The sequence below is a fragment of the Streptomyces sp. NPDC056296 genome (genome assembly GCF_042268605.1).
Lineage (GTDB): Bacteria > Actinomycetota > Actinomycetes > Streptomycetales > Streptomycetaceae > Streptomyces.
This window is the reverse complement of sequence record NZ_JBHJRX010000010.1, coordinates 58,197-84,804: the sequence shown is the minus strand read 5'-3', so window position 1 is coordinate 84,804 and position 26,608 is coordinate 58,197. Positions and strand designations below refer to the sequence as shown.

The following is a 26,608-nucleotide window of genomic DNA, read 5'->3' as shown; positions in this document are numbered from 1 at the left end:
ACCGAATCGAGTCGGGTCATGCCCTCACGTGAGAAACGAACCTTCGACGACCTGCTGGACGCGCAACCGCTGGGCCGGCTGCAGATCGGCGTCATTGTCATGTGCGCACTCGTCGCCGTGGTCGACGGCCTGGACACCCAGGCGATCGCGCTCGCCGCTCCGGACATCGCCTCCGACTGGGGTACCGGCAGTGCCGACTTCGGCCTTGTCTTCGGCATCGGGCTGTTCGGTGGTCTGGTCGGAGCCATCGTCTTCGGTCGTACCAGTGACCGGTTCGGTCGCCGCCCCAACCTCCTGATCGCCGTCGCGGTCTTCGCCTTGTTCTCCCTGGCGACCCCGCTGGTGGATTCCCTCACCGGGCTGGCGGTGCTCCGTTTCCTCACCGGGATCGGTCTCGGCGGGGCGCTCCCGGGCGTCATTTCGCTGACCTCGGAGTACACGCCCCGCCGGATGCGGGCGACCGTGGTGGGCCTGATGTTCTGTGGATTCCCGCTCGGTGCCGTGATCGGTGGCGCCGTCTCGGCGGCCATGATTCCCGCCCTCGGCTGGCAGAGCGTCTTCGTCCTCGGCGGCGTGGTGCCTCTGCTGTTCCTGCCGGTCTTCTGGGTGCTGCTGCCGGAGTCCGCGCGCTTCCTCACTCTGACAGGCGATCACCAGCGACTCGGCAAGATCCTTCGGCGTATGCGGTCTTCGGTGACGGCGGAGCAGATCATCCCCGAGCCGTCACCCACCCGCTCTCCGGTGGTCAGGCTGTTCACCGACGGCAGGGCCGCCGGGACACTGTTGCTCTGGGCGACGCTGTTCATGAGCCTGCTGCTGACGTACCTGCTGATCAACTGGATTCCGCTGGTCGCTCGTGACACCGGCATCGGGTCGTCCGGTGCCGCCCTGGCCGTCGCCGCGCTGAACCTCGGGGCCATCGTGGGGCAACTGGTGATCGGCCGTCTCGCGGACCGGAGCTCGCCCACCCGCGTCACCGGAACCGCTTTCGCGCTGGGTGCCGTTGCCATCGCGGCCATCGGTCTGTCCGGCCAGTCCGGCGCCGCACTTCTGGTGACGGCGTTCGTGGCGGGATTCCTCAGCATCGGAGCGCAGATGTGCACCGTGGCCCTGTGCGCGATCTTCTACGAGACGTCCTTGCGGGCCACCGGAGTCGGGTGGGCCATGGGCATCGGCCGCATCGGTGGCATCGTGGGCCCGGTCCTCGGGGGAGTCGCCGTCGCCGCCGGTGCGAGCGTGCCCACCCTGTTCCTGCTGACCGGCGCGGCGTCTCTGTGCGCCGGCGCGGCGGCCTTCGCGATGGCGCGGGCGACGTCCAGCGGGGAACGCGTACCGTCCAAGGCGGTTGTGGAGATGGCGCCGGCGGAGTGACGGCAACCCTCTGAACGTGTGTGGCACCCACTTGATCGAGGGTGCCACACGGGTTTGTGTGCCTGAGGGCTCACAGAGGCCGGCGCCGGCGCCGGAGCGGGTCTCGGCTCGTGGAGTCCGTTGTCCGCGCTGGGCGATGTCACTGCTGGCGCAGGTCCTTCACACGCTGGATCTTGCCGAGCGAGCGCCCCAGGGTCTCAGGTTCGACGATGAGCACTTCGATGTTCACGCCCACTCCGTCCTTGACGGCCGTGGCGATGCTTCGGGCGGCGGCCTCACGCGCTTCCCCGCCGGTCGTGGGGCGAGCCTCCACATGCAGCGTCATGTGGTCCATCCGGCCGCGCCGGGTCAACTCCACCTGGAAATGCGGGGCGACACCGGGGGTGCCGAGGACGATCTCCTCGATCTGGCTGGGGAACACGTTGACGCCGCGGAGAATGATCATGTCGTCGCAGCGGCCGGTCACCTTCTCCATCCGGCGGAAGGCCGGCCGGGCGGTTCCGGGCAGCAGCCTGGTGAGATCGCGGGTGCGGTAGCGGATGATCGGCAGCGCCTCCTTGGTCAGAGAGGTGAACACCAGCTCACCGTGTTCGCCGTTGGGCAGGACGTCGTCGGACAGCGGGTCGACGATCTCCGGGTAGAAGTGGTCTTCCCACACGTGCAGACCGTCCTTGGTCTCCACGCACTCCTGGGCTACACCGGGCCCCATGACCTCGGAGAGGCCGTAGATGTCCACGGCGTGGATGGCCAGACGGTCCTGGATCTCGCTGCGCATCGCTTCGGTCCACGGCTCCGCACCGAAGATGCCGATCCTGAGCGAGGATGTGCGCGGATCGATGCCCTGGCGCTCGAACTCGTCGAGGAGGGTGAGCATGTAGGAGGGCGTGACCATGATGATCTCGGGCCGGAAGTCCTGGATGATCTGCACCTGACGCGCGGTCATGCCGCCGGAGGCCGGGATCACCGTGCAGCCGGCGCGTTCGGCGCCGTAGTGCGCCCCGAGACCGCCGGTGAACAGGCCGTAGCCGTAGGAGATGTGCACCTTGTGGCCCGGCCGTCCACCTGCCGCACGGATCGAACGGGCCACGACGTCGGCCCAGACGGACAGGTCGTGCTCGGTGTACCCCACGACGGTGGGCCTCCCGGTGGTGCCGCTGGAGGCATGCACGCGCCGTACCTGGTCCATGGGCACGGCGAACATGCCGAACGGGTAGGTGTCACGCAGATCGGCCTTGGTGGTGAAGGGGAACCGGGCCAGGTCCGCCAGAGTGCGGCAGTCCTCCGGCTTCACTCCGGCGGCGTCGAACTTGCGCCGGTACAGCTCCACGTTGTCGTAGGCGTGCCGCAGGGTCGCCTGCAGCCGCTCGAGCTGTGTCTCGCGCAGTTGGGCGCGCGAGAGCCGCTCGCCCGTGTCGAGCAGCTCCGCCGGTAGCGCGTCGCCCAGCGGGGCGCTCGGCGGTGTCTGGGTGATGGGTTGCCGGGTCATGGGGACTCCTCGGTTCTCGTGCTTCGGATGCTGCGGCTCCGCCCCGGCTCGGTGGTGACCTCGTCTCCGCGACGTGGCTGTGCGCAGGGGCGGGCGAACACGGTGTCGGCGAACGCGAACGTTGGTCCATGGCCGGGAGGGCACCCGCTCCGGTCGAATCCCCGGCGTGCTGCGGCTCACGTCTGCGACCATCTTGTCTACCGACCGAACATTCGGTTAGCGTGCATTACGGTCAAGTAATCAAGCGACGCGGGTGCCTGTCAAGAGGTGGAACACATGCCCACATCCACACCGTCAGACTTCTTCACCGACCATCACGACCTGCTACAACGGGCCGCCGAGGCCACCATGCGCCGTGACTTCTGGTCGCCGTTTCCGGAGTCCCCGAGCACGTCGGTGTACGGATCCCAGGCGCCCGAGCTGGGCGAGGCGGCCTTCCGGGCACACATCGGCAAGCCCTTCGACCTCGTAGGGCACCCCGGGGACGGTCTCGTCGACGTAGGCGAGGTGTCGCCGTACGGGCTCGGACTCGGTGTTTCCTATCCCAAAGTGAGCGTCGAGCAGGCGCTGGTCGCCACGAAGGCCGGAGCCCCGGCCTGGCGCGCCGCCGACCCCGACATCCGGGCCGGAGTGGCCGCGGAGATTCTGGTGCGGCTGAACGCGGCGAGTTTCGAGATCGCCCACGCCGTGCACCACACCACCGGCCAGCCCTTCGTCATGGCCTTCCAGGCGGGAGGCCCGCACGCCCAGGAACGCGGCCTGGAGGCCGTCGCCCATGCGTGGACGGAGCAGAAGCGCCACCCGGTCTCGGCGCGCTGGGCGAAGCCGCAGCGCAAGGGCGGCGAGACGGTGATCGAGAGCCGCTTCACCCCGGTGGGACGCGGCACCGCGCTGCTGGTCGCCTGCAACACGTTCCCGACCTGGAACGGCTATCCCGGTCTCTTCGCCTCCCTGGTGACCGGCAATCCGGTGGTCGTCAAGCCCCATCCCCGGGCCGTGCTGCCGCTGGCGATCACCGTGCGGATCGCGCGGGAGGTGCTGGCCGAGACCGGCTTCGACCCGAACGTGGTGGTGCTGGCCGCGGAGGCCCCGGGCGGGCGGTCGGCGGCCGAGTTCGCAGTCGACCCTCGCGTGCGGATCGTGGACTTCACCGGCTCGACGCGGTTCGGTGACTGGCTGGAGGCCAACGCCCGTCAGGCGAGCGTCTACACCGAGAAGTCGGGGCTCAACACCGTCGTCATCGACTCCACCGACAACTACCAGGGCCTGCTGCGCAACCTCGCGTTCTCGCTCTCCCTCTACAGCGGCCAGATGTGTACGACGCCGCAAAATATCCTCGTCCCGCGTGCCGGGTTCCAGTCCGAGGACGGGGTGAAGTCCGCCGATCAGTTCGCGAGCGACCTGGCCGCGGCACTGGACAAGCTTCTCGCCGACCCGGCGCGGGCCGCCGGCACCCTCGGAGCCCTCACGGGCCCGGAGACGGTCGAGCGGTTGGGCATCGCCGCCGAACTGGGCATCAACGTCCGCCCGTCGGCCGAAATCGCCCACCCGGATTACGAGGACGCGGTGCTGCACACTCCCTTGATCGCGCGACTGGAAGCGGGCGACCGCGGCACCTACACCCACGAGTGGTTCGGGCCGGTCTCCTTCGTCATCGGCGTCGACGACACCGGGCACGCCCTCGACATCTTTCGCGAAACGGTGGGCGCACACGGCGCGCTCACCGCAGCCGTCCACTCCACCAGCCAGGACGTGCTGGCCGAGACGGAACGCGCGGCGCTCAGTGTCGGCGTGCAGTTGTCGGAGAACCTGACCGGCGCGGTCTTCGTGAACCAGACGGCGGCCTTCGCCGACTTCCACGGGTCCGCCGCCAACCCCGCCGCCGGCGCGACCCTCACCGATCCGGCCTTCGTCACCGGCCGATTCGACATCCTGCAGTCCCGCCGCCCCGCCACAGCCCTAGGAGACAGCCGTGACTGACGACATCTTCATCGTCGACGGGGCCCGTACCCCACAGGGACGCTACGGCGGTGCTCTGGCCGCCGTCCGTCCCGACGATCTCGCCGCCCTGGTGGTCGGCGAAGCCGTACGCCGTGCGGGCATCCCCGCCGACCAGGTGGACGAGGTAATCCTGGGAGCGGCCAACCAGGCCGGCGAGGACAACCGCGACGTGGCCCGCATGGCCGTCCTGCTCGCGGGCCTCCCGCACACCGTGCCCGGCTACACCGTCAACCGGCTGTGCGCCTCGGGGCTGACCGCGGTGGCCTCCGCAGCCCACACCATCCGCTCCGGCGAGGCCGACCTGGTGGTGGCGGGCGGCGTCGAGTCCATGACCCGCGCCCCCTGGGTCATGGCCAAGCCCGGAACACCGTGGGCCAAGCCGGGCGAGGTCTCGGACACCGCGCTCGGATGGCGGTTCACCAACCCGCGGTTCGAGGCCCGCGACACCCTCGCCATGGGAGAGACGGCCGAGGAGGTCGCGGCTCTGGACGGCATCAGCCGCGCCGACGCGGACGCTTTCGCGCTGCGCAGCCACCAGCGGGCTCTCGCCGCTCAGAAGGCGGGACACTTCACGCGCGAGATCGTCCCGGTGCAGGTGACCGGCCGTAAGGGTCAGGTCACTACCGTCGACACCGACGAGGGCCCCCGTCCCTCCACCAGTACCGAGCAACTGGGCGCGCTGCGTACGGTTTTCCGTGCGGACGGCATTGTGACGGCCGGCAACTCCTCGCCGCTTTCGGACGGTGCCGCCGCCCTCGTGATCGCGAGCGCGCAGGCCGTCGAACGCCACGGACTCACCCCGCGCGCGCGGATCGTCACCTCCGCCTCGGCGGGTGTTGAGCCGCACCTGATGGGCCTGGGACCCGTCCCGGCCACCGAGAAGGCGCTCGCCCGGGCCGGCCTGCGGGCCGGTGACCTGGACGCGGTGGAGCTGAACGAGGCGTTCGCCGCGCAGGCACTCGCGGTGATGCGCCGTCTGAAGCTGGACGAGGACAAGGTCAACACTGATGGCGGGGCGATCGCACTGGGCCATCCGTTGGGCTGCTCGGGCGCCCGCATCCTGCTCACCCTGCTGGGTCGGCTGGAGCGAGAGGACGCACGGCACGGCCTCGCGACCCTGTGCGTAGGCGTCGGCCAGGGCGTCGCGATGCTCGTGGAACGGGTGTGAACGCCATGAATTCCCAGGACACCCTGCACCCGACGGACACCGTGTCGGAAGGCGCAACGCTGATCGTCGACGAGCGCGCGGACCGAGTGGTGGTCACCCTGCGGCGTCCCGAGGCCCGCAACGCCATCAACGCAGCCATGATCGCCGAACTCCACCAGGTGTGCGATCTGCTGGAGCGCAGCCCGCGACTGCTGCTACTCACCGGGCACGGCGGAGTCTTCGCCGGTGGCGCGGACATCGCCGAACTGCGCGAACGCGGCCGCGACGAGGCACTTCAGGGCATCAACAGCCGGCTTTTCCAGCGGGTGCGCCGCCTGCCGATGCCGACCCTGGCCGCAGTCGACGGCTGGGCGCTGGGTGGCGGTGCGGAGCTGTCGTACGCCTGCGACCTGCGGATCGCCGGACCCGACGCGATGTTCGGCAACCCCGAGCCCGGTCTGGGCATCCTGGCCGCCGCCGGAGCGTGCTGGCGGCTTCCCGAGCTGGTCGGCGAGTCAGTGGCCAAACAGGTGCTGCTGGCCGGACGCCGACTGGACGCACAGGCCGCCCTCGCCTGCGGGCTGGTCATGGACGTGGTCCCGGCCGACCGGCTGCTGGAGGCAGGGCACGCCGTGCTGGACACGATGGCGCGTTCCTCTGCGGCTGCGCTGCGGCTGACCAAGCTCGTCACGGATCATCCCGGCGCTCATCCGGTCGCCGACGACCTGGCGCAGGCGGTGCTGTTCGAGGGACCCGACAAGCAGGACCGGATGACCCGGTTCCTGAACAGGAGCACACGAGGGAGTACCACATGACCAGCGCACGCCCAGCGCAGCCTGCTCCGCCCGCGCACGTCGCCGTCATCGGCGGGGGGCGGATGGGCGGAGGTATCGCCCAGTCCTTCGCAACGGCCGGATCGACCGTCACCCTGGTGGACGACGGAGCCCGGGCCGCGGGTCTCGCCGTCGCCCGCGTCACCGAATCCCTCGAGCGCGCCGGCGACCGAGGGCTGCTGCCCGCACCCGCCGGGACCATCGCGGCCCGGATCCTTCCGGCCGCCTCGGCCTCGGAGCTGCCCGCGGACACGACACTGGTCGTGGAGGCGGTCTTCGAGGACGCGGGACTGAAGGCGGCAGTCCTCACGGACGCCGAGAAGGCGGTGGGACCGGACACGATCCTTGCCAGCAACACCAGCTCGCTGTCGGTCACCGAACTGGCCGCGGCTCTCAAGGAACCCGGACGATTCCTGGGCCTGCACTTCTTCAACCCGGTGCCTGCCTCCACCCTGGTCGAACTGGTCACCGCGCCCGCGACCGCGCCCGCCACCCTCGACAGAGCGCTGGACTTCGTGCACGCCCTGGGCAAGCGGGACGTCGTCGTCAAGGACTCCCCGGGATTCGCCTCCAGCCGCCTCGGCGTGACCCTCGGCCTGGAAGCGATCCGGATGGTCGAAGAGGGCGTCGCCACCCCCGAGGCCATCGACGATGCCATGATGCTCGGCTACAAGCACCCCATGGGCCCGCTGCGCCTGACGGACGTGGTCGGTCTGGACGTGCGCCTGGCCATCGCCGAATACCTGCACGCGACCCTCGGCGAACGATTCGCCCCCCCACCACTGCTGCGGGAGAAGGTTGCCCGCGGGGAGCTGGGCCGCAAGACCGGCAAGGGGTTCTACACATGGAACTGACCGGACCCGGCGCATCCTTCCGTCGGCAAGGCGATGTCGCTGTCGTCGAACTGCCGCGCCCTGTACTCGACACACAGGTGAAGCAGGCGCTGCTGGACTGCGTCCGGCAGGCCGGCCAGGGCGGCACTGCACGCTCGGTACTGATCACGGGCAGTACGAAGGCGTTCTGCGTGGGCCAGGATCTGGCCGAACACGCGACCGCGTTGGCCGACGGAGCCGACGCCGCGTTCGCGACCGTACGCCAGCACTACAACCCGCTGATCGAGGCCGTCCGGGCCCTGCGAGTGCCGGTGGTGGCGGCCGTCGAGGGCGCCTGTGTGGGAGCGGGCCTCGGTATCGCGCTCGCCGCGGACCTGCGGGTGGCGGGCGAGGGAGCGACCTTCGCCACCGCCTTCACGGGCATCGGCCTGGCTGCCGACAGCGGCCTCAGCGGAACGCTGACCCGACTGGCCGGGCCTTCGCGTGCGGCCGGCCTGATGCTGCTCGGCAACCGTTTCACGGCGACCGAGGCCGCGCGCTGGGGACTGGTCCACGAGGTGGTTCCCGACGGCACGGCCACCGAAGCGGGCCTGGCCATGGCGACGCGGCTCGCCCAGGGGCCGACAGAGGCGTACCGGGAGGTGAAGACGCTCCTGCGCGACGCGGCGACGGCGGACCCGGCCCACGTGCTGGAGCAGGAGGCCGACGCCCAACTGCGCCTCGGCGGCACCCGTGACCACCGGGCGGCAGTGGACGCCTTCCTCGCCAAGCAACGGCCTCACTTCGAGGGCCGCTGACCGACGCGTCGCGCGGACAAGGGCTGTTAACCCGGACCGCGCGACGCCACATCCGGTTCACACAACACACCACGAAGCCGGGTCCCCGACCTGGCGGAGAGGTCGGCCGACATGACCACACCCCACACGTCCCCGCCGGACGCCGACAAGCGGATGCAGGAGGACTTCGAGGCGACCATCGCCCACGACCAGCGCATCGAGCCCAGGGACTGGATGCCCGAGGGATACCGCAAGACTCTGATCCGGCAGATCGCGCAGCACGCCCACTCCGAGATCATCGGCATGCAGCCCGAGGGTGAATGGATCACCCGGGCGCCGACCCTGCGCCGTAAGGCCATCCTGTTCGCCAAGGTCCAGGACGAGGCCGGCCACGGCCTGTACCTCTACTCCGCGGCCGAGACTCTCGGCGCCGACCGGGCAGATCTCACCGAGCGGCTCATCACGGGCCGTCAGAAGTACTCCTCGATCTTCAACTACCCCACTCCCACCTTCGCCGACGTCGGCGTCATCGGCTGGTTCGTCGACGGGGCGGCCATCTGCAACCAGGTCCCGCTGTGCCGCAGCTCCTACGGTCCCTACGCGCGCGCCATGGTGCGCGTGTGCAAGGAGGAATCCTTCCACCAGCGGCAGGGCTACGAGCTGCTCATGACGATGATGCGCGGCACCGACGCCCAGCGGGAGATGGTGCAGGACGCGGTGGACCGCTGGTGGTGGCCGTCCCTGATGATGTTCGGGCCGCCCGACGACGATTCGCCCAACTCCGCGCAGTCGATGGCATGGAAGATCAAGCGGCACAGCAACGACGAGCTGCGCCGGCGCTTCGTCGACATGACCGTCCCCCAGGCGGAGAAACTCGGCGTCACCCTGCCCGACCCCGAACTGCGCTGGAACGAGGAGAGCGGCCGGCACGACTTCGGCACCCCCGACTGGAGCGAGCTCCAGCGCGTCATCGCCGGTGACGGCCCCTGCAACACCGAACGCGTGGCCCAGCGCCGGAGCGCGCACGAGGAGGGCACCTGGGTACGTCGCGCCGCGACCGCCCACGCCGCCAAGCGTGCCGCACGCGTCGACGAGACCACGCACACCCGTCCGACGGAAGGAACCGCTCCATGACCACCACGGAAGACACCGCACCCGGGCGGGAAGCCTGGCCACTGTACGAGGTGTTCGTCCGCGGCAAGCGCGGCCTGAACCACGTCCACGTCGGCTCCCTGCACGCGGCTGACGACGCCATGGCTCTCACCCACGCCCGCGACCTGTACACCCGGCGGAACGAGGGCGTGTCGATCTGGGCCGTGCGCTCGGAACACCTCGCCGCCTCCACCCGCGACGAGAAGGACCCCTTCTTCTCGCCCAACGTGGACAAGGTCTACCGGCACCCCACCTTCTACGACATCCCCGCCGACGTTCCGCACATCTAGGAGCACCACGGCATGAACGCCACCACAGACGACCACGTCCACCTCTCCCTTTCCGAAGCTCACGACAGCGATGCCCGCTGGGCGTTCGGCACCGGCTTCGAAGACCCGCTGCACGGCGTCGACACAGCCGTGCCCACCGGCGTGGACACCACGGAACTCGCCGGCGTCTGCGTGGCCCTCGGCGACGACGCCCTTGTCTCGGCGCAGCGTCTGGCCCAGTGGGTGACGTATGCGCCCGAGCTGGAGGAGGAGGTGGCCTTCGCCAACATCGGCATCGACCTGCTCGGCCAGGCCCGCCTCCTCTACAGCAGGGCGGGGCAGGTGGACGGCAACGGCTGGGGCGAGGACTCCTACGCCTACTTCCGGGACGCGGCCGACTTCCGCAATGTGACGGCGGCGGAACTGCCCAACGGAGACTTCGCGTTCTCCGTCGTCCGGCTGCTGATCCTGTCCAGCTGGCGGCTGTCCCTCTTCCAGCGCCTGGCCACCTCAGCACCCGACCCGGTACTGGCCGCGATCGCGGCCAAGGGGGTCAACGAGCTGACCTACCACCGCCAGTTCGCCGCCGACTGGACGGTGCGGCTCGGCGACGGCACGAGCGAGTCCCACCGCCGGACACGCGGCGCACTGGAGGACCTGGCCTCTGACCTGCCCGAGCTGTTCGCCTGGAGCCCCGGCTTCGGCATATCCGCCGCCGACATCGAACGCGAGGTCACCGACGTGCTGAGCCAGGTCCTGCGCTCCGCGACCCTTCCCGTGCCCGAGGTCGAAGCGCCCCCGGCTCGATGTGGCCGGGACGGCGCGCACACCGTCCATCTGGGTCCCCTCCTGGCCGAGCTGCAGAGCGTCGCCCGGGAACACCCGGAGGGGGTGTGGTGACCATGGGCGAGCTCGCCACGCGACGGGCCCGGCAGACGGCCGAGCTGGTGCCCGACCCGGAACTGCCCATGCTGACCCTCGCCGACCTCGGCGTCCTGCGCGACGTCGACATCACCTCGGACGGGACAGTCGTGGCCGACCTGACACCAACCTACTCGGGCTGCCCCGCCATGGCGGAGATGCGGGCGGACCTCACCGCCCGACTGCGGGAGGCCGGGTTCGAGAGGGTCGAGATCCGCACCGTCCTGTCCCCGCCGTGGACCACGGACTGGATCACCTCCGAGGGGCGGCGCAAACTCGCCGAGGCCGGCCTGGCGCCGCCCCGCTCCGCCCCCGTGCCCATCGGCGGACCCGTGCCGCTTCAGCTCCTGGCCACCCGCTCGGCCGTGCCCTGCCCGCAGTGCGGCTCCACGGACACCCGTGAGACCTCACGCTTCTCCGCCACCTCCTGCAAGGCGCTGTGGCGCTGCGGCGCCTGCCTGGAGCCGTTCGAGTACGTCAAGGAGATCTAATGCCTCCATCCGTCACCCACGCACCGAAGTCCGTTGCGGGCGCCGCCCCCCGTTCGCGACGCCGCCCCGCCTTCCACCGACTGCGAGTCACGGAGGTGACGCGGCTGTGCCAGGACGCGGCCGCCGTCTGCTTCGAGGTACCCGAGGAACTCGCGGACGAGTACGCGCACCGGGCGGGGCAGACGCTCACCGTGCGCCGCCTCGTCGACGGCCGCGACGAGCGCCGCTCGTACTCTCTGTGCTCGCCGACGGGTTCCGCACCCCGCATTGGCGTACGCGTGGTGCCCAGCGGACTGTTCTCCTCCTGGCTGGTCGACGAGGTCCGACCCGGTGACTTCGTGGAGGTGATGACGCCGACCGGAGCCTTCACTCCCGACCTGGACGAACCAGGCCACCACGTGCTGATCGCGGCAGGTTCGGGGATCACCCCGATGCTGTCCATCGCCGAGTCGGTCCTGGCCGCCGACCCCAGCTCGCGAGTCACCTTGTTCTACGGCAACCGCCGCACCGACACCGTGATGTTCGCCGACGAACTCGCCGACCTCAAGGACCTGTATCCGAACCGGTTCCGGCTCTCCCACGTCCTCTCGCGCGAGCCCCGCGAGGCGGACCTGCTGACCGGGCGTCTCGACAGTGAGCGACTGGCCGCCCTCATAGACGGTCTCCTCGACATCGACGGCGCCGACCACTGGTGGCTGTGCGGTCCGCACGGGATGGTCCAGGACGCTCAGCGGCTGCTGGCCGACCTCGGGGTGCCCGCGGACCGCGTCCACCGCGAACTGTTCTTCGCCGACGACGCCGAGCCGATCACTGTACGCCGTGCGGAACCGGCTGCCGACGGGCCGGTCAGCGCGGTCACCGTCGTCCTCGACGGCCGCAGCACCACCGCACCCCTGGCGCGCACCGCGACCATTCTGGACGCCGCCTCACGGATCCGTCCCGACCTGCCTTTCGCCTGCAAGGGCGGGGTGTGCGGTACCTGCCGTGCCCGGGTCACCGAAGGCGAGGCGGACATGCGCCGCAACTACGCCCTCGAGCCCGCCGAGGTCGACGACGGGTATGTGCTCACCTGCCAGACCTATCCCGTCACCGAGACGCTCACCGTCGACTTCGACTCCTGAAAGGCCCGTCATGACTCCCCGTCTAGAGGTCGCCGGCGGCGTCGCCACGCTGCGCCTGGACCGGCCGCCGCTCAACGCACTGGACACCGCGGTCCAGGACCGCATCAAGGCCCTGGCTCTGGAAGCCTCCTCGCGGGACGACGTACGGGCGGTGATTCTGTACGGCGGTGAGAAGGTGTTCGCCGCCGGGGCCGACATCAAGGAGATGCAGGCCATCGACCACGCCACGATGACAGCTCGTGCCCGCGAGCTGCAGGAGTGCTTCACCGCGGTCGCCCGCATCCCCAAACCGGTGATCGCGGCACTCACCGGCTTCGCGCTCGGCGGCGGCTGCGAACTGGCCCTGTGCGCGGACTACCGCATCGCCGCCGAGAACTCCCGGCTCGGCCAGCCCGAGATACTGCTGGGCCTGATCCCGGGCGCCGGTGGCACCCAGCGCCTGGCCCGTCTCATCGGTCCTTCCAGGGCCAAGGATCTGATCTTCACCGGACGCCATGTCGCCGCGGACGAAGCACTGGCGCTCGGCCTGGTCGACCGTGTGGTCCCGGCGGGCGAGGTGTACGAGCACGCCCACGCCTGGGCCGCGCGTCTCGCCCGCGGTCCAGCCATCGCTCTGCGCGCCGCCAAGGAGGCCGTCGACACCGGCATGGACCAAGGCATGGACGCGGGACTGACGATCGAACGGACCTGGTTCGCCACCTTGTTCGCCACGGAGGACCGTGCGGCCGGCATGAGCAGTTTCCTCCGGGAGGGTCCCGGCAAGGCCGTTTTCGCGGGCCGCCCAGCAGACGACGTTCCGGCGCGCAACGCGTCGCAATAGCGTCCGTCTCCGTAGTGCTGAATCAAGAGAAGGGGGGCGTCGCCTCAGGACCCCGGGCCACTGCCCGCGTGCAACAATGGCGAGTCGCCGTGTGACCTGGTGAACTCGTCCACCGCACCAGCACGGTACGCGCCGGAGCGGAGGTTGCAGCGAGTGGAGAACGGCCTGGTCAAGGGCTCCTTTCGCCGGGACAGGACCCGTGCCGCCGAGCAAGTGCTGGACGATCTTCGCGGGCAGATCCTCGCCGGTCGTTTGGCGCGCGGTACACGACTGCCCTCGGAACGGGATCTTGCCACTCACTACGACGTCAGCCAGCCCACGGTCCGGGAAGCACTGCGGGCGCTGAGTGCCATGAGCCTGGTGGAGATCAGGCACGGCTCGGGGACGTACGTCGTCGCCGAGAGCTCGAAGCTGCTCTCCGCGGCGATGACGGCCGTCGTGCAGCTCGAACACGTCAATCTCCTCGCTCTCCTCGAAGTGTCCGAGGCGCTGTATGTGAAATCGGTGCGACTGGCCGTCGGCAACACCACCGAAGAAGACCTCGCCACGCTGAGCGACGCCGCCGACCGTTGCGGACCGGGCGCCGACGAGGCCGGCCTCGTCGACGGGCTTGCCGGGTTCCTGAAGGCCCTGGCCGCCATTTCCCGCAACCCCCTGCTGATCAGTCTCTGCGGCTTCCTCATCGACACGCAGATCGCACTGGCCAAGGAAGCGGTCCAGCGATCGCCGTCGGTGGCGCGTCGCATCGTCCTCCAGCTGAGTGCCGAGCGTGCGGCCATCATCGACGCCCTCCGCAAGGCGGACAGTCCTTCGGCCGAAGCGGCCGTGCTGACCTATACAGCCCGCGCGATGACTCTGGTGAGGGAGCACGTCAGCGAGTAGCCGCACCTCAACACAGGTGTCGCGTCAGCCGGCGGCCAAGTGGGCCGCGCACGGCTTCGGTTGCTGGAACCCGCACCGGGTGTCCGTCGTGCCACGGATGCTCAGGAATATCGGAAATCGATGCCGTTCGGCATCTTGACGCCGATGGGACACCTCGCCATCCTCAAGTCACCAGGTGACTTGGTGTCTTCCGGCCACCTCCATGTAGGTCATTCCGACCTCATCAGGGCTCCGATTTCCCGGCGCCCTGCAATCGCTCCGTAGACCCGCTCGCTCTGCCCTCCGCAGCCTCTCGGTTGCGGTCGGTCGTGTTGTCGAGCGACGGTCCTCTGCACGACAGCTAGGAGAAACACCCATGAGCAGTCGTCCACGGGTCGCTGCCGTTGTGCTGACCAGCGTTCTCGTTCTGGCCGGATGCAGTGCCAACACCTCCGAACCGGGTGGGGGCGGCCAAGACTCGGCGGCCGGTACAGAGATCAACGTCGGGGTGGGGACTGGAGTCTTCACGGCTCCACTCACCACCGACGCCTTCGCCGAGGAAGGCCTGAAAGTAACCCGCAAAGCCGTGAACTCGGGCGCCGCAGCCGTCCCACTCCTTCTCAACGGCCAGCTGCAGTTCTCCGTCAGTGACGCGACGGGCGCGCTCACGGCGATCTCAAAGGGCATCCCGCTGGTCATCGTCGCGACGGCCACCGTCAGTGGCCAGACAGCGCTGGACGATCCCACGGCAGTGCTCGTCAAGAAGAACGCCACGATCCGATCGGCGTCCGACCTTGAGGGCAAGAAGGTGGCCGTGAACGGTCTTGGGAACATCTCGCAGTTGTCCGCGGCGGCGGCGATCGACAGACTCGGCGGCGACTCCAGCAAGGTCGACTTCGTCGAGATGCCACCCCACACCATGACCGGCGCGGTGACCAATGGTGCGGTGGACGCGGCGGTGACCAGCGAGCCCGGCGTCGTACTGGCTCACAGCGCCGGACTGCGGACCTTGTTTTCCCCTATGTCCGAGGCGCTTCCGGGGGTTCCGATCTTCGTGTACGTGACCAGCAAGGCCTACCTCGCCAAGCACCGGGACGTGGTCGACAAATTCGCCCGCGCCAATGTCGCGGCGAACAAGTACACGATCCTGCGCCCCGACTTCGTCCGTTCCTACGCGAAGAAGTCGTCCAACCTGAGCGACGCTCAGGCCTCCGACATGGTCCTCCCCGAATTCGCCGTGGACGGGACCGACAAGCTCGCGTTGCAGCGGATCCTGGACACGATGGTCAAGTACAAGACGATCAACTCGCCGATCGACATGGACGAGGCGGTCCTGACGCCATGACGCCCACCGCCTCCCCCTCCACGGCCTCACCCGGGACGGATCTACCTCCTGCGACGCAGGGCGATCCGTCGGGCCGCAGCATGCAGGCGATCCTGTGGGGACGTCGTGCGCGCCTGCTGGCCGCACGTCTGCTCTGTGTCCTGGCACTGGCCGGCGTCTGGCAGTACTTGGTTGTCTCCGACGCGCTGACACCTGATGCGGTGGCCACCCCGACGCAGATAGGACAAGCGCTCGGGTCGTTGATGACGACCGCCGAGTTCTGGACGCCCCTCGGCGACACCGTGCGTACCTGGGCGATCGGTCTGGCGCTGTCTGTGCTCATAGCGCTTCCCGTCGGTGTGCTGTTCGGCGCCAGCGAGACGGCGTACCGTTTGTCGCGGGTGACCGTCGATTTCCTGCGCACCATCCCCCCAGTAGCGCTGCTTCCTCTGGCGCTCCTCCTCTACGGGGCGTCGGCAAGGATGGCGCTCGTCCTGGTCGTCTTCGGCTCCGTGTGGCCGCTCCTGCTGCAGACTATGTACGGCGTGCACCAGATCGACCCGGTGACCGCCGAGGTGGCACGCGCCTACCGACTGACGCGGGGCCAGCGCCTCAAGGTGGTCCTCATGCCCAGCGCGGCGCCCTTCATCGCGACCGGCATCCGGATCGCCGCGACCATCAGTCTCCTGCTGGCCATCGGTGCCGAACTGCTCGGCGGCACTGCCGGGCTCGGCAACGCCATCTCGCAGGCTCAGCAGGCACAGGACATGCCGACGATGTACGCCTTCGTCGTCGCCAGCGCCTTCCTGGGTGTCGCGCTCAACCTCATGATGGCCCGAGCTGAGAGGAGGGTCCTTTCATGGCACCCCGCACACCGAGACCACTGAGCGGTTTGGCTCACCGACTCCGGCACTTCGGCATGGAGATCGTGCCGCCCTTCGCTCTTCTCACGCTGTGGTGGTTTGTCAGCTCGGCAAGCACTTCGTTGTACTTCCCGCCTCTGCAGACCATCGTGACCGCGCTCCACCAGGACTGGTTCTCCGCCAGGTTCGCCTCGGACGTGCTGCCCAGTCTCGGGCACTTGGCGGCTGGGTTCGCGCTGGCCACGGCCGCGGGGGTCCTCGTTGGCCTGGTACTCGGCCGCATTCCCTTCCTCGCCGACACCGTCACTCCGCTTCTGGAGTTCGCCCGTGCGACACCGAGTGTGGCGCTGGTGCCGGCCGCGGTGCTGCTGCTGGGGGTCGGCACCGAGGTACAGGTGGTGGTGATCGCCTCAGCGACCATCTGGCCGATCCTGCTGAACACCATCGACGGTGTACGCGGTCTCGACCCGATGATCGCCGATGTCGCCCGCAGCTACCGCATCCGCCGCCTGGATCGGACTGTGATGGCACTCCGCGCTGCCAGCCCACAGGTTGTGGCGGGCATGCGCACCGCCCTGGCCCTCGGCATCATCATGATCGTCTTCAGCGAGATGGTCGGCTCGACCCACGGCATCGGCTTCCAACTTCTGCAGGCCCAGAGGAGTTTCGACATCCCAGGCATGTGGGCCGGCATGGTCCTCCTCGGCGTCCTGGGCTACCTCCTCAACATCGCGTTCCACGGCTTCGAACGGGCCGTACTCGGCTGGCACCGCGGCATGCGCCGCACTCACAAGTAGCGGATCAACGACGGGAACGACTCCGATGTCCGAAGCACCTACCGCCCCACTCTCACCGAGCAGACCGATCCTCTCGGTCCGCGGACTCTCCAAGAACTACCGCACAGGTAACGGGAACCGACTCGTCCTCGACGACGTGAACCTTGACGTCGAGCGCGGCGCCCTCATGTGCATCGTGGGTCCCTCCGGTGCCGGTAAGACCACCCTGCTGCGCTGCATGGCCGGCCTGCAGACCCCCACCGCAGGCGGCGTCTACCTGAATGGCGAACGCGTCGAGCAGCCTCCGGCCCGGCTGGCCCTTGTCTTCCAGGACTACAGCCGCTCCCTCATGCCGTGGCTGTCGGTCCAGCACAACGTCATGCTTCCCCTGCGGTCACAGGCCATGAGCAAGCCCGAACGCGTCGAACGCGCCCGCTCCGCGCTGGAGGCCGTGGGCCTGAGCGGCGGCAGCCACGCGCAATACCCGTGGCAGCTGTCAGGGGGCATGCAGCAACGCGTCGCCATCGCACGTGCCCTGGCCTACCGGCCCGACGCTCTGCTCATGGATGAGCCGTTCGCGTCGGTCGACGCTCAGACCCGCGCGGGACTGGAAGACCTCGTACTCAGCGTGCGCCGCGAGTTCGGAGTCACGGTCATCCTGGTGACGCACGACATCGACGAGGCGGTGTACCTCAGCGACGAAGTAGCCGTGTTGTCGGGATCACCGACCCGTGTGCGCGAGCGCATACCGGTTGATCTCGGCGAACATCGCGACCAGCAATCCACCAAGTCACTGCCCGAATTCGCTGCGCTGCGCAGCCGTGTGCTGCAACTGATTCACTCGGACGAGACTCTCGCTTCCAAGCGCAAAGATGCGGAAGCCCGGCAGCCCTGAGTGGTCTGATGCACCTGCGTCCGGTGCGCGAGCGCACGGACGATCTGCAGGCCGCGCCCGTGCTCATCGGGATCGGTGTTCGTCACACAATGGTGTACGGCAGCGCCAGAATCGGTGACGGCGATGCGGAGAGTAACGTGGTCGCATGCGATGAACAGCGACATGTCGGATCGACCGTGCTGGACGGCATTGGTAGCGAACTCGCTAACGATCAAAATCGCTGAGTCGCACGTTTCCGGCGGTATATCCCAGCGACGCAATAGGTCAGTGACCCACCTGCGGGCCGTACTGATACAGAAGGAGTGCGCCGACACGGCGAGGACTCCCTGCTGTGAAGGGCTGAGCCGCTCAGCAGCTGCAGTCGGCGAATCCGCGAAGTCCAAGGCACGGGCGAGCATGGCGTTCTCCGAAGGGAGACGAGACTTTGAAGGGCGAGGCGGGAGCGGGAGGTGATCACCCGCTCTCCCTCGTCGGGAGACTCACGTGGTGAGTAATGCCCCGAAAGGGGAGTAATCGTTCTCTTATGGGAGACGGTACGCCACCGCCAGCCTCAAGCGCAACCATGCGTTCTCGTATGACTTGATCGAATGAGCGTCCGTAGGAGCATCAGGTCAGCAGCGAGTCAGGGTAAGGCCAGGTAGCGGCAGGGACAGCGCTTGCAGTGGAGGCCGAGTCGGTGGTAGCCGGACAGTCGCGGCATCGGTCCCGTCGACCCGGCGGTGTAGGTGAACTCGATCTCTGAGCACGCGACGCGGACTCCGGTCGGGTCGTGGCTCGTCTGATGAGTGATCTTGAGACCGGCTCAGGTCCTGGGCCGGCTGACCCGGTTGATCACGGGGACGCTCGATCCGCACATGGCCCGCTGTCCGGACGATGAATGGGCTCTCAGCTGGCATCCGCCCAGCTCACCGGCGCCGGCGCGACGTTGGCTCAGCTCACGAATTAGCCCCCAGACCAACCGAACCCGAGACTCTCCCATGCCTCTGAAGTCCCGGCGGCGCCGCTATCCGTCGGACACCACGGTCGCGAAATGGGCGTCACCCTGGGTTTGTGGCCAGGCGGCTGAGCAGTTCGACGGTGTCCGCCTCGTGGGATGCGAAGGCGCCGTGGTCGCTGTCCCAGGTGACTGTGTGGGTCGCCCTTTTGCTCAGGCGGCGTTGCAAGTCTGGGTGTACGACACGATCGTCGGTACAGACAACGAAGGTGCTGGGTCGTGTGTGCCAAGCGGCGCTGGTGATGGGTTCATAGCCGGCTGCCATCGACTGAGCTACGAGGGCTGCAGCGTGGACGGTGCGTTGCTCGTCGTGAAGGTGGGAATGGAACAGTTCTCCCGCTGCGGCGGGGTCAATCGTGGTGATGCCTTCGAGGTCGCCGACCACGTGGGCGAACAGATCGGTTGGTGGCGCACCGGAGAGCAACGCGAGGCTGGACTCGCCGACGTCAGGCATGGGGGCTGCGAGGTATACGAGGTGGGTGATCTTCTCAGGGGGCAGACCGGTGATGACCGTGCCTCCGTAGGAATGGCCGCACGCTACGACGGGGCCGGCTCCGTCTATCCTGTTGAGTGCGGTCTCGGCTGCGGCAATGTCGGCGGCCAGTGAGCCGCGATGCAGTTCGGCGACAGCGACGGGGACACCGAGCTTGCGCAGTGCTTCGGCTACACCGTCCCAGGCACTGCCGGTATGCCATGCACCGTGTACCAACAGCACGCCTCGAGGGCCGGGTCGCGATGACGAATATCCCACAACTGGTCCTATCAGGAAGTAGATGGGCTTGTAGACCGCCGCAGGGCGGATGTGTCTCGTGTAGGTCGGTCAAGCCTTGCTGCTTGCGCGGGTCCGGCGTCGGATCGAGGCAGTTTGTGCAGCGGGCGGCGGTTGCGCCTGCTCCGCCGGCGTCGGCGCGCGCCGCGATGCCACCCGGCAGCGACCACCCGCGCACGACCGTTTGAGGCGCCCAAGCGAAATCGTCTGTGCCAGCCCGATCGCCCAGCAGAGGGGACAGCCACGTAGTGCCGCAACGCCCAGCGGCGCCAGTAGCAGGCTGAACGGGCCGACCGCGGGAATCGACGCTGCCGATCCGACCAGCAGTCCGAATCCGATAGCTCCCCGTGCCAAGTGCACAGGCACCGAACTACTGGCGAACGTGCTCTCCCCTGGGCCGATTGATGCCTTCATTCCGGCGCGCCCACGTTGTGGATCTTGAGATCGGCACGCAGGGCGGCTCGGGCACGGTGTAGCCGGGACTTCATCGCGGCGGTGCTGAGTCCGAGGAGCTTGGCGACGGTGCGTCCCGGCATGCCCTGCACGTCGCGCATGATCAGCACACGGCGTTGGTCCGCGGGCAACGACGCAATGGCTGCGGCCACGCGCTCGATCTCCAGCCTGGCCAGGACGTCGTCCTCGGTCGATGGGGTGACCGCCTCGGTGATGGGTTCCTGCTGAATCGAGATGGCCCGTGCTCGCCGCAGGCATTCGTGCCGCACGATCTGGAACATCCACGAGGCAAGAGCGCCGGCTGCCCTTAGCGTTCCGATCTTCCGGAACAGAACGATCATGGCTTCCTGGGCAGCGTCTTCAGCGTCCTGACTGCTCGCACAGAGCGCGAACGCGAAGCGCTGAACATGCGGGTGCGCACCTGAGACCAAGGCAGCGATCGACGGTTCGTCCCCGCTCTGGGCCGCGGCAATGAGCTGCTTCCCCGGCCATGAGGACCTCGTGACACTAGCCACGCGACCCCGCCCTCTTACGCAGGAACAGCACCCAACTACACAGCACCAGTGCGCCGACGACCACGGCGACTATGACTTCGATCATGAGAACCTCCCTCGACGCGATGACCTCATCAGGGTCCGTACATCTATAAGAGCAACAGCCCAGGAAAAGGATTTGCTGCCCACGGCGACCTGCACCTGCCGGAGGGATGATGCTGTGCGCCTTCGGGCTGCACTCCGCGAACGGCGGCCCCCACCACGTCCCGGTGGGTGTGACCGGGCCACAGTCCGCCGTCGACTCGCTCAAGGCCCAGCTTCTCGACGGAGAATGGGACGTCACGGCGTACCCGGACTCAGGCACTCACTCGCGCTGTCGAGGACGGTGACGCCCTCGGCGGCTTCGCCATGAAGGCCGACGGCGTCACCGTCTACACGGCAATCGCCGGGGGCCAGCAGGCCACCGGCGCCCTCACCGCGTTGGGCGACTCCCTGGCAGAACGACAGAGCGTTCCGGTCACGGTGCGAGAGGTGGTCCCCTTCCCGGACGACGAACCCAAGGGGACGGGACTCGCCTCGGCGGCGGTGACCGCTGTCCTCCAGTTCGGCATCGGCACCCTGGATGGCAACTTCTGGCTCACGAGCCTCGGTACGGGACTAGGGATGGCGGCGCTCGCGGTCCCGTTCCTCGGCCTCGAGAGTCTTTGTTCGGCTGGGCCGGGTTCGGCGCCGGCTCCGTGGTGATGATGTTCTTCGGCAATCAGCTCTCCGGCCTGGCCACCGGTCCGTACTGGCTGCCCGACGGCTGGTCCACGCTCGGCCAGTCCTTCCACCCGGGGCCTCGGGAAGCCTGCTGCGTGCCAACGTTTTCTTCGACGGAATGGGTGCGGGCGGACCGCTTCTCGTCCTAGCGCTGTGGGCGCTTGCCGGACTGGCACTCATGGTGGTCGCCGACCGGCGGCAAAGTGAACGGGCGGCCGCGTAGCCGGAGACTGCCAGCAGCTCCGTGGGCGAGGTCCGAAGCCGAACCGTCGACTTGCGCGCCGACATGAGAGGTCCACGGCTGCCCAGGCCCACCGGTATACGCTCGCCCACGTGGCCAACGGGCGGCGAGGTGATCATGCAGATGATGTCACCGCCAGCAGGCTCTCCATCTGTCTCCGTCTGCGGCGGGCGCAGGATGATCGCCGTCACCGAGGGTGACAAACAGCGCTAACGGTGTTGGCGGTGGTGAGTCGGGTGGGCGTTCAGCGCCCAGCAAGGAAGGGGTCTCCTTCCGTACCGGCCGAGGTGAGTCGTGGACCGCGTGGGGGATCAGCTAATCGGTTCTGCGTCGCAGCGGCTGTGGTGCAGCGAACGCTGCACCGCATCCGCTGGAGCCGGATCGAGCGGGGTGCAGCCGGATGGAAACAGGGTGATATGCCCGCCTTCCCAAGAAAACCGCAGGTGAGACGCGTCACCGGTTTGGGTTCGAGTCCCACCCGCCCCACTCCAGCCTCTTGGCGCAGGAACGTTTTCACCTGCGCGTCCGACGGAAACCTGGTCGGGCAGTGCGTCCGCTCGCCGTGTGACCGGCAGCGGCGGCCTCATTCCGTTGCCGGAGCGTCCGCGGGGCCCCCGGTGCTCGGGTGACGGCTCTTGGCGCTGGGTCTCCAACTGCTCAATGCGTTTCCGAATGGCCTCCGAGTACGGGTTCTTGCCCCTGGCGTGCTCACTCAACACCAGGAGCGCGCCCCAACCGTCGGCGAAGAGCCAGCCGGTCATACGGGCCCAGTGGACCCACATGCCTGAAGCCATCCACGTCATCTTCCACGAGCGCTTCGGCCATGCGCTTGGCCCTGTCCCGCCGGTATCGCTCATGCCCGGCGACTTCAACAGCTGCCACCAAAAGCACCACGGGTCCCACCGCTGCAACCGTCGCGGCGAACGCCTCAGTCATTTCCGCTGCCATCCCACAGACATTCCGCAGGAACGAGGAGACCATGCGCGGCATCTCTCCCCGCGGGAGAGGAGATCTCGGCGGGGCTACCGGTCGTCGTCCGTGGCGTCCTCGTCGTCGCGCTCACCCTCCGCCTGGGAGGGAGTGGTGTGCGGCGGGTCGGGGGCGTCGTTCCGCTCGTCGTCGCGTTCGCCCTCCGCCTGGGACGGGGTCTGATCACTCATCGTGGTGCCTCCTCCTGCCGGACGGGGTCCCGGGCCGGGTACCCATCCGTGGGCGGCGGCACCACTCAGCGCCCGAGCCGGCCCAGTGCCGTCCGCAGGGCCGTGCGCACCTCGGCCGGTGGGGGAGGGCCGTCGCTCTCGGCGCTGGCGGTGACCGCCGCGGCGACCGTGCGCAGCTTGGTGTTCGACAGCTGGGAGGCCTCCCGCAGGATGTGCCACGCCTCTTCCGACGTACAGGCGTGCAGCGCCATGAGCACACCTCGCGCCTGGTCGATGACCGGGCGGGAGGCGATCGCCTGGCGCAGCTGGTCCACCTCCTCCTGGAGGACGTGCAGCCGCTCGGAGCGCTCCGCCGCCACCGACGAGGGGGTTGCGGCGGTCGCGGGCAGCGGCTCGGGCTCCGGCCGGTGGGCCGTGGCGCGCAGCGGGTCGGTGGTGTCCAGGCCGGTCAGTTCCAGGATCCGCAGCGGCTGGCCGTGCCAGTTCGTCGCCGTCGCCGGCACCGCCTGCCGGTGGCTGTAGCCGCCCAGCAGGTCCAGGAACTGCAGCCCGGCCGTATCCATGAACACCACGTCGCCCATGTCCAGGTCGACCCGGTCGACGTCGGCCGGCAGCGCGGCCAGCGCCTCGGCCAGGATGTCCGCGCACCCGTGGACGAGCTCTCCACGCGGGACGAGCAGCGCCCGGCCGGCGTCCACCTGGCCGTCGATGACCAGGGCGGCCGGCCTCCCCGCCAGACGTGGTGGTGCCGATGGGGTCATGTCACCGCCTTGTCCGTCCTCGCTTCGTCCCTGACAGACGTTCGCCAACGTCACACAGCCCCCGTCGGCCGTCGGACCGACTGCGGACCGGGTCCCGGCCCGCGGCTGTCCGGCGCCGCTGTCGGTGCACCTGCCCATCCGGCCGCGGACTACACCCGGGGTCGGGGAATGACCGGCCCATGGCTGGGTAAAGGCGCTGCCCCGCCGACTCCGGCCCGGCTCCTTTTCCCGCGCCCTTACAGCGGCGCCCGCCACGTGACCGTCGTCCCCCCGCCGTCGCCTCCGCCGGTCTCGCCGTCGTCGCTTACCGTCAGCCGTACTCCGTGCCCGTCGCCCGGCGAAGCGGCGGTCGCGTCGACGGCGACCTCGACACGGGAGACGCCCGGCCGTCCGGCCGCGTCGGTAAGGGCGTGGCGCAGGGCGGTGAGCAGGCGGTCCGCGACCCGGTCCGGCACGCGGGTGTCGAGGGCGCCCGTGAAGTGCGTGGACGGCGGGAAGCCGAGCAGGGTGGCGGCGGACGCGGTCTCGCGCAGCACCCGGCCGCGCAGTCCGGCCGGCGGGTCGGCCGGGGGCTGCTGCAGCGCGAAGATCGTCGTACGGACCTCCTGGACCGTGGACCGCAGTTCGTCCACCGCCCGGCCGAGGATGTCGCGGACGTCCTCGGCGCCGGGGCGGCGCCGCGTGGACTCCAGCATCATGCCGGTGGCGAACAGCCGCTGGACCACCAGGTCGTGCAGGTCCCGGGCGATGCGGTCGCGGTCCTCGTAGACCGCGAGGCGCTCCCGGCCGCGCCGGGCGTCGGCGAGGACGAGGGCGAGCGCGGCCTGCGAGGCGAACTGCGTGGCGAGCAGCCGTTCGACGGCCGTGTACGGGCTCTCGCCGCGGCGGCGGGGGAGGGCGAGGGTGCCGATCAGCCGGCCGCTCGCCTGCAGGGGCAGCATCATGCTCGGCCCGAACCGGTGCCGCACATGCGTCGTCATGCGCGGATCGGTCGCCGAGTCCGCGACGAACACCGGTTTACCGCCCAGGAGCTGCTCCAGGACGGGGCTGCCCGGCGCGATGGCCGCGCCGACGATGCCGTCCGGGTCGTCGGGCGTCGAGGCGGTCACGATCTCCATGCCGCCCTCGGCGGTCGGCTGGAGGATCACGCCCGCACTGGCGCCGGCCAGGAGCCGGGCCCGTTCGGCGACCGTCGCCAGCGCGTCGTCGGCGCTGTCCTCGGTGAGCAGCGCGGTGGTGACGGCCGCCGCGCCCTCCAGCCAGCGTTCGCGCTGCCGGGCCGTCCCGTACAGCCGGGCGTTGCCGATCGCGATGCCGGCCTGCGTGGCGAGGACCCGCAGCAGTTGCTCGTCCTCGGCGGTGAACGGGTCGCCGCCGGGACGCGGGACGAGGCACAGCTCGCCGAACTCCTCCTCGCGCTCACCGTCGCGCACGTGGATCGGCACCCGCAGCCGGGGCGCCGACTCCGGTACGCCGTCCCGGTCCGGGGTGCGGATCTCGGCGAAGCCGTCCCGGCCGGGGTCGGCGGTGGTCAGGGCCGCCGAGGCGGCACCGGTCAGTTCGGCGGCGCCGTCCACGATGTGCCGCAGGGTGCCGCGGAGGTCGAGGTCGGTGCCGACGCCCAGGACGGCTTCGAGGAGGCGGGTCAGTCGGGGCGCGGGCTGCGCGGTCATTCCGTCCGGCTTCCTCGGGTTCTTCGGTCTCCGCGGGTGCCCGGCTGCCCGGTCTCCGTGGCTGTCCGGCTGCCGGGCTTCGCGGTCTCCGCGGGTTCTCGGCTGCCGGGCTTCGCGGTCTCTGCGGGTTCTCGGCTGCCGGGCTTCCCGGTCTCCGCGGGTCCCCGGCTTCCCGGCTTCTCAGCCGCCCCGGTCCGCTCGCCGGTGGGTCAGTCGGACGGGGTCAGTCGGGCGGTCAGTCGGACGAGGCCGGGTTCAGGGACAGTGGCTCGACCCGGCCCTCCAGCATGGTGCCGAGGCCCTGGACCGCGCACACGTCCGGCCGCTCCGCGATGTGCACCGGCATGCCCGTGGCCTGACGCAGCATCTGGTCGAAGCCGGGCAGCAGCGCGCTCCCGCCGACCATCATGATCCCGCGGTCGGCGAGGTCCGCGACCAGGTCCGGCGGGCAGTCCCGCAGCACCTTGCCGATCCCGTCGAGCACGGCCGTCAGCGGCGTCTGGATGGCGTTGCGCACGGTGGCGGTGTCGACGCGCACACTGCGCGCGAGCCCCGTCGCCACGTCCCGTCCGTGGATCTCGGTGGTCGTCGGCCCCTGCGGGGTGAGCCCGTTGCCGGACAGGGCGAGTTGCAGCGGTCGTACGGACTGGCTGGGCAGCACCAGTTCGTGCTGGTGGCGCAGGAGCTGCACGATCGCGTGGTCCACGGCCTCACCGCCGACCGGGATGCGTTCGGCGGTCACGATCGAGCCGAGGGAGAGCACCGCCACCTGAGTGGCGTGCGCCCCGCACACCATGATCATGGTCGCCTCGGGCTGCTCCACGGGCAGTCCGCAGCCGACCGCCGCGGCGATCAGCGTGTCGACGAGTTCCACACGGCGCGCGCCGAGCCCGACCAGCGTCTCGATCGCCGCCCGCTGGGCCAGCGGATCGGCGTCGTGCGGGGTGCAGGCGGCGGCACGCAGCCGGGGCTTGCGGCGCAGGGCGCGGCGGATCTTGTCGCCGAGCAGATGCCGCAGCATGCGCTGGGCCATCTCGATGTCGACGACCGTGCCGCCGGACACGGGCCGCACGACGCGGATGTAGGCGGGGGTGCGGCCGGTCATCTTCTCCGCGAACTCACCGACCGCGATGAGCGCACCCGTGCGGGTGTTGACCGCGGCGGCGGACGGCTGGTCGACGACGAGCCCGGCACCCTTGACGTACACGCGGGTCCGCGCCGCGCCCAGATCGACGGCGAAGTGGCAGCGGCGCAGCTGCTCCAGACTGGCGGTACTGGCGGTCATGGCAGATCCTCCCGAGAGCGCGGACCGTGCGGGGGCCGCCCGGTGGCCGGCCTCCTAGGCATCGTGACCGGGGGCC

26 protein-coding genes are annotated in these 26,608 nt (G+C 69.5%); 18 read left to right on the top strand and 8 right to left on the bottom strand.

Annotation, left to right across the window (positions count from 1 at the left end; translation table 11 throughout):
• The first annotated feature begins 18 nt into the window (after positions 1 to 18).
• Positions 19 to 1,371, top strand: coding sequence for an MFS transporter (locus ACFCZF_RS09590; protein ID WP_375907411.1), 1,353 nt, complete (start codon positions 19 to 21; stop codon positions 1,369 to 1,371).
• Positions 1,372 to 1,510: 139 nt separating this feature from the next.
• Here the strand turns inward: ACFCZF_RS09590 and paaK are convergent, their stop codons facing one another.
• Positions 1,511 to 2,857 (bottom strand): phenylacetate--CoA ligase PaaK, encoded by a 1,347-nt coding sequence (gene paaK, locus ACFCZF_RS09585; RefSeq protein WP_376671189.1) that lies wholly within the window; start codon positions 2,855 to 2,857, stop codon positions 1,511 to 1,513.
• Positions 2,858 to 3,133: 276 nt separating this feature from the next.
• Here paaK and paaN point away from each other — a divergent pair, with 276 nt between their 5' ends.
• The 16 genes from paaN (at position 3,134) to ACFCZF_RS09505 (ending at position 17,940) form a co-directional block, all read left to right on the top strand.
• A complete protein-coding gene (gene paaN, locus ACFCZF_RS09580; protein ID WP_376671188.1) occupies positions 3,134 to 4,837 on the top strand; it encodes a phenylacetic acid degradation protein PaaN in 1,704 nt (567 codons plus the stop codon).
• Complete coding sequence (locus ACFCZF_RS09575) at positions 4,830 to 6,026, top strand: thiolase family protein (RefSeq protein WP_376671187.1); 1,197 nt, start codon at positions 4,830 to 4,832, stop codon at positions 6,024 to 6,026. Before paaN ends, ACFCZF_RS09575 begins: the two co-directional genes overlap by 8 nt.
• 5 nt (positions 6,027 to 6,031) lie before the next feature.
• Positions 6,032 to 6,820: an enoyl-CoA hydratase/isomerase family protein gene (locus ACFCZF_RS09570; protein WP_376671186.1), complete on the top strand. Its 789-nt coding sequence runs from the start codon at positions 6,032 to 6,034 to the stop codon at positions 6,818 to 6,820.
• Positions 6,817 to 7,692: a 3-hydroxyacyl-CoA dehydrogenase family protein gene (locus tag ACFCZF_RS09565; protein ID WP_376671185.1), complete on the top strand. Its 876-nt coding sequence runs from the start codon at positions 6,817 to 6,819 to the stop codon at positions 7,690 to 7,692. The genes ACFCZF_RS09570 and ACFCZF_RS09565 overlap by 4 nt, the downstream gene beginning before the upstream one ends.
• Positions 7,683 to 8,468: an enoyl-CoA hydratase/isomerase family protein gene (locus tag ACFCZF_RS09560; RefSeq protein WP_376671184.1), complete on the top strand. Its 786-nt coding sequence runs from the start codon at positions 7,683 to 7,685 to the stop codon at positions 8,466 to 8,468. The genes ACFCZF_RS09565 and ACFCZF_RS09560 overlap by 10 nt, the downstream gene beginning before the upstream one ends.
• A 111-nt stretch (positions 8,469 to 8,579) precedes the next feature.
• Positions 8,580 to 9,581 carry a 1,2-phenylacetyl-CoA epoxidase subunit PaaA gene (paaA, locus tag ACFCZF_RS09555; RefSeq protein ID WP_375907432.1) on the top strand — a complete coding sequence of 334 codons (1,002 nt, stop codon included), beginning with the start codon at positions 8,580 to 8,582 and terminating at the stop codon, positions 9,579 to 9,581.
• On the top strand, positions 9,578 to 9,889 hold the full coding sequence (paaB, locus tag ACFCZF_RS09550) for a 1,2-phenylacetyl-CoA epoxidase subunit PaaB (RefSeq protein WP_375907435.1): 312 nt from the start codon (positions 9,578 to 9,580) through the stop codon (positions 9,887 to 9,889). Before paaA ends, paaB begins: the two co-directional genes overlap by 4 nt.
• Before the next feature lie 12 nt (positions 9,890 to 9,901).
• Positions 9,902 to 10,768 carry a 1,2-phenylacetyl-CoA epoxidase subunit PaaC gene (gene paaC / locus ACFCZF_RS09545; RefSeq protein ID WP_376671183.1) on the top strand — a complete coding sequence of 289 codons (867 nt, stop codon included), beginning with the start codon at positions 9,902 to 9,904 and terminating at the stop codon, positions 10,766 to 10,768.
• Positions 10,769 to 10,770: 2 nt separating this feature from the next.
• Positions 10,771 to 11,280 (top strand): 1,2-phenylacetyl-CoA epoxidase subunit PaaD, encoded by a 510-nt coding sequence (gene paaD / locus ACFCZF_RS09540; RefSeq protein ID WP_376671182.1) that lies wholly within the window; start codon positions 10,771 to 10,773, stop codon positions 11,278 to 11,280.
• Positions 11,280 to 12,401 (top strand): 1,2-phenylacetyl-CoA epoxidase subunit PaaE, encoded by a 1,122-nt coding sequence (paaE, locus tag ACFCZF_RS09535; RefSeq protein WP_376671181.1) that lies wholly within the window; start codon positions 11,280 to 11,282, stop codon positions 12,399 to 12,401. The genes paaD and paaE overlap by 1 nt, the downstream gene beginning before the upstream one ends.
• Positions 12,402 to 12,411: 10 nt before the next feature.
• Positions 12,412 to 13,221, top strand: coding sequence for an enoyl-CoA hydratase/isomerase family protein (locus tag ACFCZF_RS09530; RefSeq protein ID WP_375907446.1), 810 nt, complete (start codon positions 12,412 to 12,414; stop codon positions 13,219 to 13,221).
• Between the two features lie 153 nt (positions 13,222 to 13,374).
• Positions 13,375 to 14,103 carry a FadR/GntR family transcriptional regulator gene (locus ACFCZF_RS09525; RefSeq protein WP_375907449.1) on the top strand — a complete coding sequence of 243 codons (729 nt, stop codon included), beginning with the start codon at positions 13,375 to 13,377 and terminating at the stop codon, positions 14,101 to 14,103.
• Positions 14,104 to 14,458: 355 nt separating this feature from the next.
• Positions 14,459 to 15,427 carry an ABC transporter substrate-binding protein gene (locus ACFCZF_RS09520; RefSeq protein ID WP_376671180.1) on the top strand — a complete coding sequence of 323 codons (969 nt, stop codon included), beginning with the start codon at positions 14,459 to 14,461 and terminating at the stop codon, positions 15,425 to 15,427.
• Entirely contained in the window at positions 15,424 to 16,293 is an 870-nt protein-coding gene (locus ACFCZF_RS09515) for an ABC transporter permease (protein ID WP_375907454.1), read from the top strand. Before ACFCZF_RS09520 ends, ACFCZF_RS09515 begins: the two co-directional genes overlap by 4 nt.
• Positions 16,294 to 16,325: 32 nt before the next feature.
• Positions 16,326 to 17,066 (top strand): ABC transporter permease, encoded by a 741-nt coding sequence (locus ACFCZF_RS09510; protein ID WP_376671179.1) that lies wholly within the window; start codon positions 16,326 to 16,328, stop codon positions 17,064 to 17,066.
• Between the two features lie 136 nt (positions 17,067 to 17,202).
• On the top strand, positions 17,203 to 17,940 hold the full coding sequence (locus ACFCZF_RS09505) for an ABC transporter ATP-binding protein (protein WP_376671178.1): 738 nt from the start codon (positions 17,203 to 17,205) through the stop codon (positions 17,938 to 17,940).
• Here the strand turns inward: ACFCZF_RS09505 and ACFCZF_RS09500 are convergent.
• The 3 genes from ACFCZF_RS09500 to ACFCZF_RS09490 form a co-directional block, all read right to left on the bottom strand.
• Positions 17,883 to 18,338, bottom strand: a complete 456-nt coding sequence (locus ACFCZF_RS09500; protein ID WP_376671177.1) for an ATP-binding protein — start codon at positions 18,336 to 18,338, stop codon at positions 17,883 to 17,885. The two genes, ACFCZF_RS09505 and ACFCZF_RS09500, sit on opposite strands and share 58 nt — an antisense overlap.
• Before the next feature lie 639 nt (positions 18,339 to 18,977).
• Entirely contained in the window at positions 18,978 to 19,649 is a 672-nt protein-coding gene (locus tag ACFCZF_RS09495) for an alpha/beta hydrolase (protein ID WP_376671176.1), read from the bottom strand.
• A gap of 464 nt (positions 19,650 to 20,113) precedes the next feature.
• Positions 20,114 to 20,671 (bottom strand): RNA polymerase sigma factor, encoded by a 558-nt coding sequence (locus tag ACFCZF_RS09490; protein ID WP_376671175.1) that lies wholly within the window; start codon positions 20,669 to 20,671, stop codon positions 20,114 to 20,116.
• Between the two features lie 387 nt (positions 20,672 to 21,058).
• Here ACFCZF_RS09490 and ACFCZF_RS09485 point away from each other — a divergent pair, with 387 nt between their 5' ends.
• A complete protein-coding gene (locus ACFCZF_RS09485; protein WP_376671174.1) occupies positions 21,059 to 21,394 on the top strand; it encodes a hypothetical protein in 336 nt (111 codons plus the stop codon).
• Between the two features lie 1,281 nt (positions 21,395 to 22,675).
• On the opposite strand, the gene ACFCZF_RS09480 is transcribed toward ACFCZF_RS09485, so the two are convergent.
• The 4 genes from ACFCZF_RS09480 to ACFCZF_RS09465 all read right to left on the bottom strand — a co-directional run bounded on the left by ACFCZF_RS09480 (position 22,676) and on the right by ACFCZF_RS09465 (position 26,532).
• On the bottom strand, positions 22,676 to 22,813 hold the full coding sequence (locus tag ACFCZF_RS09480) for a hypothetical protein (protein WP_376671173.1): 138 nt from the start codon (positions 22,811 to 22,813) through the stop codon (positions 22,676 to 22,678).
• A 65-nt stretch (positions 22,814 to 22,878) separates the two neighbouring features.
• Positions 22,879 to 23,574, bottom strand: coding sequence for an ANTAR domain-containing protein (locus ACFCZF_RS09475; protein ID WP_376671172.1), 696 nt, complete (start codon positions 23,572 to 23,574; stop codon positions 22,879 to 22,881).
• Between the two features lie 236 nt (positions 23,575 to 23,810).
• The gene (locus ACFCZF_RS09470) at positions 23,811 to 25,247 is read right to left on the bottom strand and encodes a GAF domain-containing sensor histidine kinase (RefSeq protein WP_376671171.1); all 1,437 of its coding nucleotides are present in this window, start codon (positions 25,245 to 25,247) and stop codon (positions 23,811 to 23,813) included.
• A 235-nt stretch (positions 25,248 to 25,482) separates the two neighbouring features.
• Positions 25,483 to 26,532: a rod shape-determining protein gene (locus ACFCZF_RS09465; RefSeq protein WP_376671170.1), complete on the bottom strand. Its 1,050-nt coding sequence runs from the start codon at positions 26,530 to 26,532 to the stop codon at positions 25,483 to 25,485.
• Between the last annotated feature and the right edge of the window lie 76 nt (positions 26,533 to 26,608).

Coding starts and splice junctions, on each gene's coding strand:
- ACFCZF_RS09590 (WP_375907411.1), top strand. CDS start 19: ATGCCCTCACGTGAGAAACGAACCTTCGACGACCTGCTGGACGCGCAA.
- paaK (WP_376671189.1), bottom strand. CDS start 2,857: ATGACCCGGCAACCCATCACCCAGACACCGCCGAGCGCCCCGCTGGGC.
- paaN (WP_376671188.1), top strand. CDS start 3,134: ATGCCCACATCCACACCGTCAGACTTCTTCACCGACCATCACGACCTG.
- ACFCZF_RS09570 (WP_376671186.1), top strand. CDS start 6,032: ATGAATTCCCAGGACACCCTGCACCCGACGGACACCGTGTCGGAAGGC.
- ACFCZF_RS09565 (WP_376671185.1), top strand. CDS start 6,817: ATGACCAGCGCACGCCCAGCGCAGCCTGCTCCGCCCGCGCACGTCGCC.
- ACFCZF_RS09560 (WP_376671184.1), top strand. CDS start 7,683: ATGGAACTGACCGGACCCGGCGCATCCTTCCGTCGGCAAGGCGATGTC.
- paaA (WP_375907432.1), top strand. CDS start 8,580: ATGACCACACCCCACACGTCCCCGCCGGACGCCGACAAGCGGATGCAG.
- paaB (WP_375907435.1), top strand. CDS start 9,578: ATGACCACCACGGAAGACACCGCACCCGGGCGGGAAGCCTGGCCACTG.
- paaC (WP_376671183.1), top strand. CDS start 9,902: ATGAACGCCACCACAGACGACCACGTCCACCTCTCCCTTTCCGAAGCT.
- paaD (WP_376671182.1), top strand. CDS start 10,771: ATGGGCGAGCTCGCCACGCGACGGGCCCGGCAGACGGCCGAGCTGGTG.
- paaE (WP_376671181.1), top strand. CDS start 11,280: ATGCCTCCATCCGTCACCCACGCACCGAAGTCCGTTGCGGGCGCCGCC.
- ACFCZF_RS09530 (WP_375907446.1), top strand. CDS start 12,412: ATGACTCCCCGTCTAGAGGTCGCCGGCGGCGTCGCCACGCTGCGCCTG.
- ACFCZF_RS09520 (WP_376671180.1), top strand. CDS start 14,459: ATGAGCAGTCGTCCACGGGTCGCTGCCGTTGTGCTGACCAGCGTTCTC.
- ACFCZF_RS09515 (WP_375907454.1), top strand. CDS start 15,424: ATGACGCCCACCGCCTCCCCCTCCACGGCCTCACCCGGGACGGATCTA.
- ACFCZF_RS09510 (WP_376671179.1), top strand. CDS start 16,326: ATGGAGATCGTGCCGCCCTTCGCTCTTCTCACGCTGTGGTGGTTTGTC.
- ACFCZF_RS09500 (WP_376671177.1), bottom strand. CDS start 18,338: ATGCTCGCCCGTGCCTTGGACTTCGCGGATTCGCCGACTGCAGCTGCT.
- ACFCZF_RS09485 (WP_376671174.1), top strand. CDS start 21,059: ATGAAGGCCGACGGCGTCACCGTCTACACGGCAATCGCCGGGGGCCAG.
- ACFCZF_RS09480 (WP_376671173.1), bottom strand. CDS start 22,813: ATGAGTGATCAGACCCCGTCCCAGGCGGAGGGCGAACGCGACGACGAG.
- ACFCZF_RS09475 (WP_376671172.1), bottom strand. CDS start 23,574: ATGACCCCATCGGCACCACCACGTCTGGCGGGGAGGCCGGCCGCCCTG.
- ACFCZF_RS09470 (WP_376671171.1), bottom strand. CDS start 25,247: ATGACCGCGCAGCCCGCGCCCCGACTGACCCGCCTCCTCGAAGCCGTC.
- ACFCZF_RS09465 (WP_376671170.1), bottom strand. CDS start 26,532: ATGACCGCCAGTACCGCCAGTCTGGAGCAGCTGCGCCGCTGCCACTTC.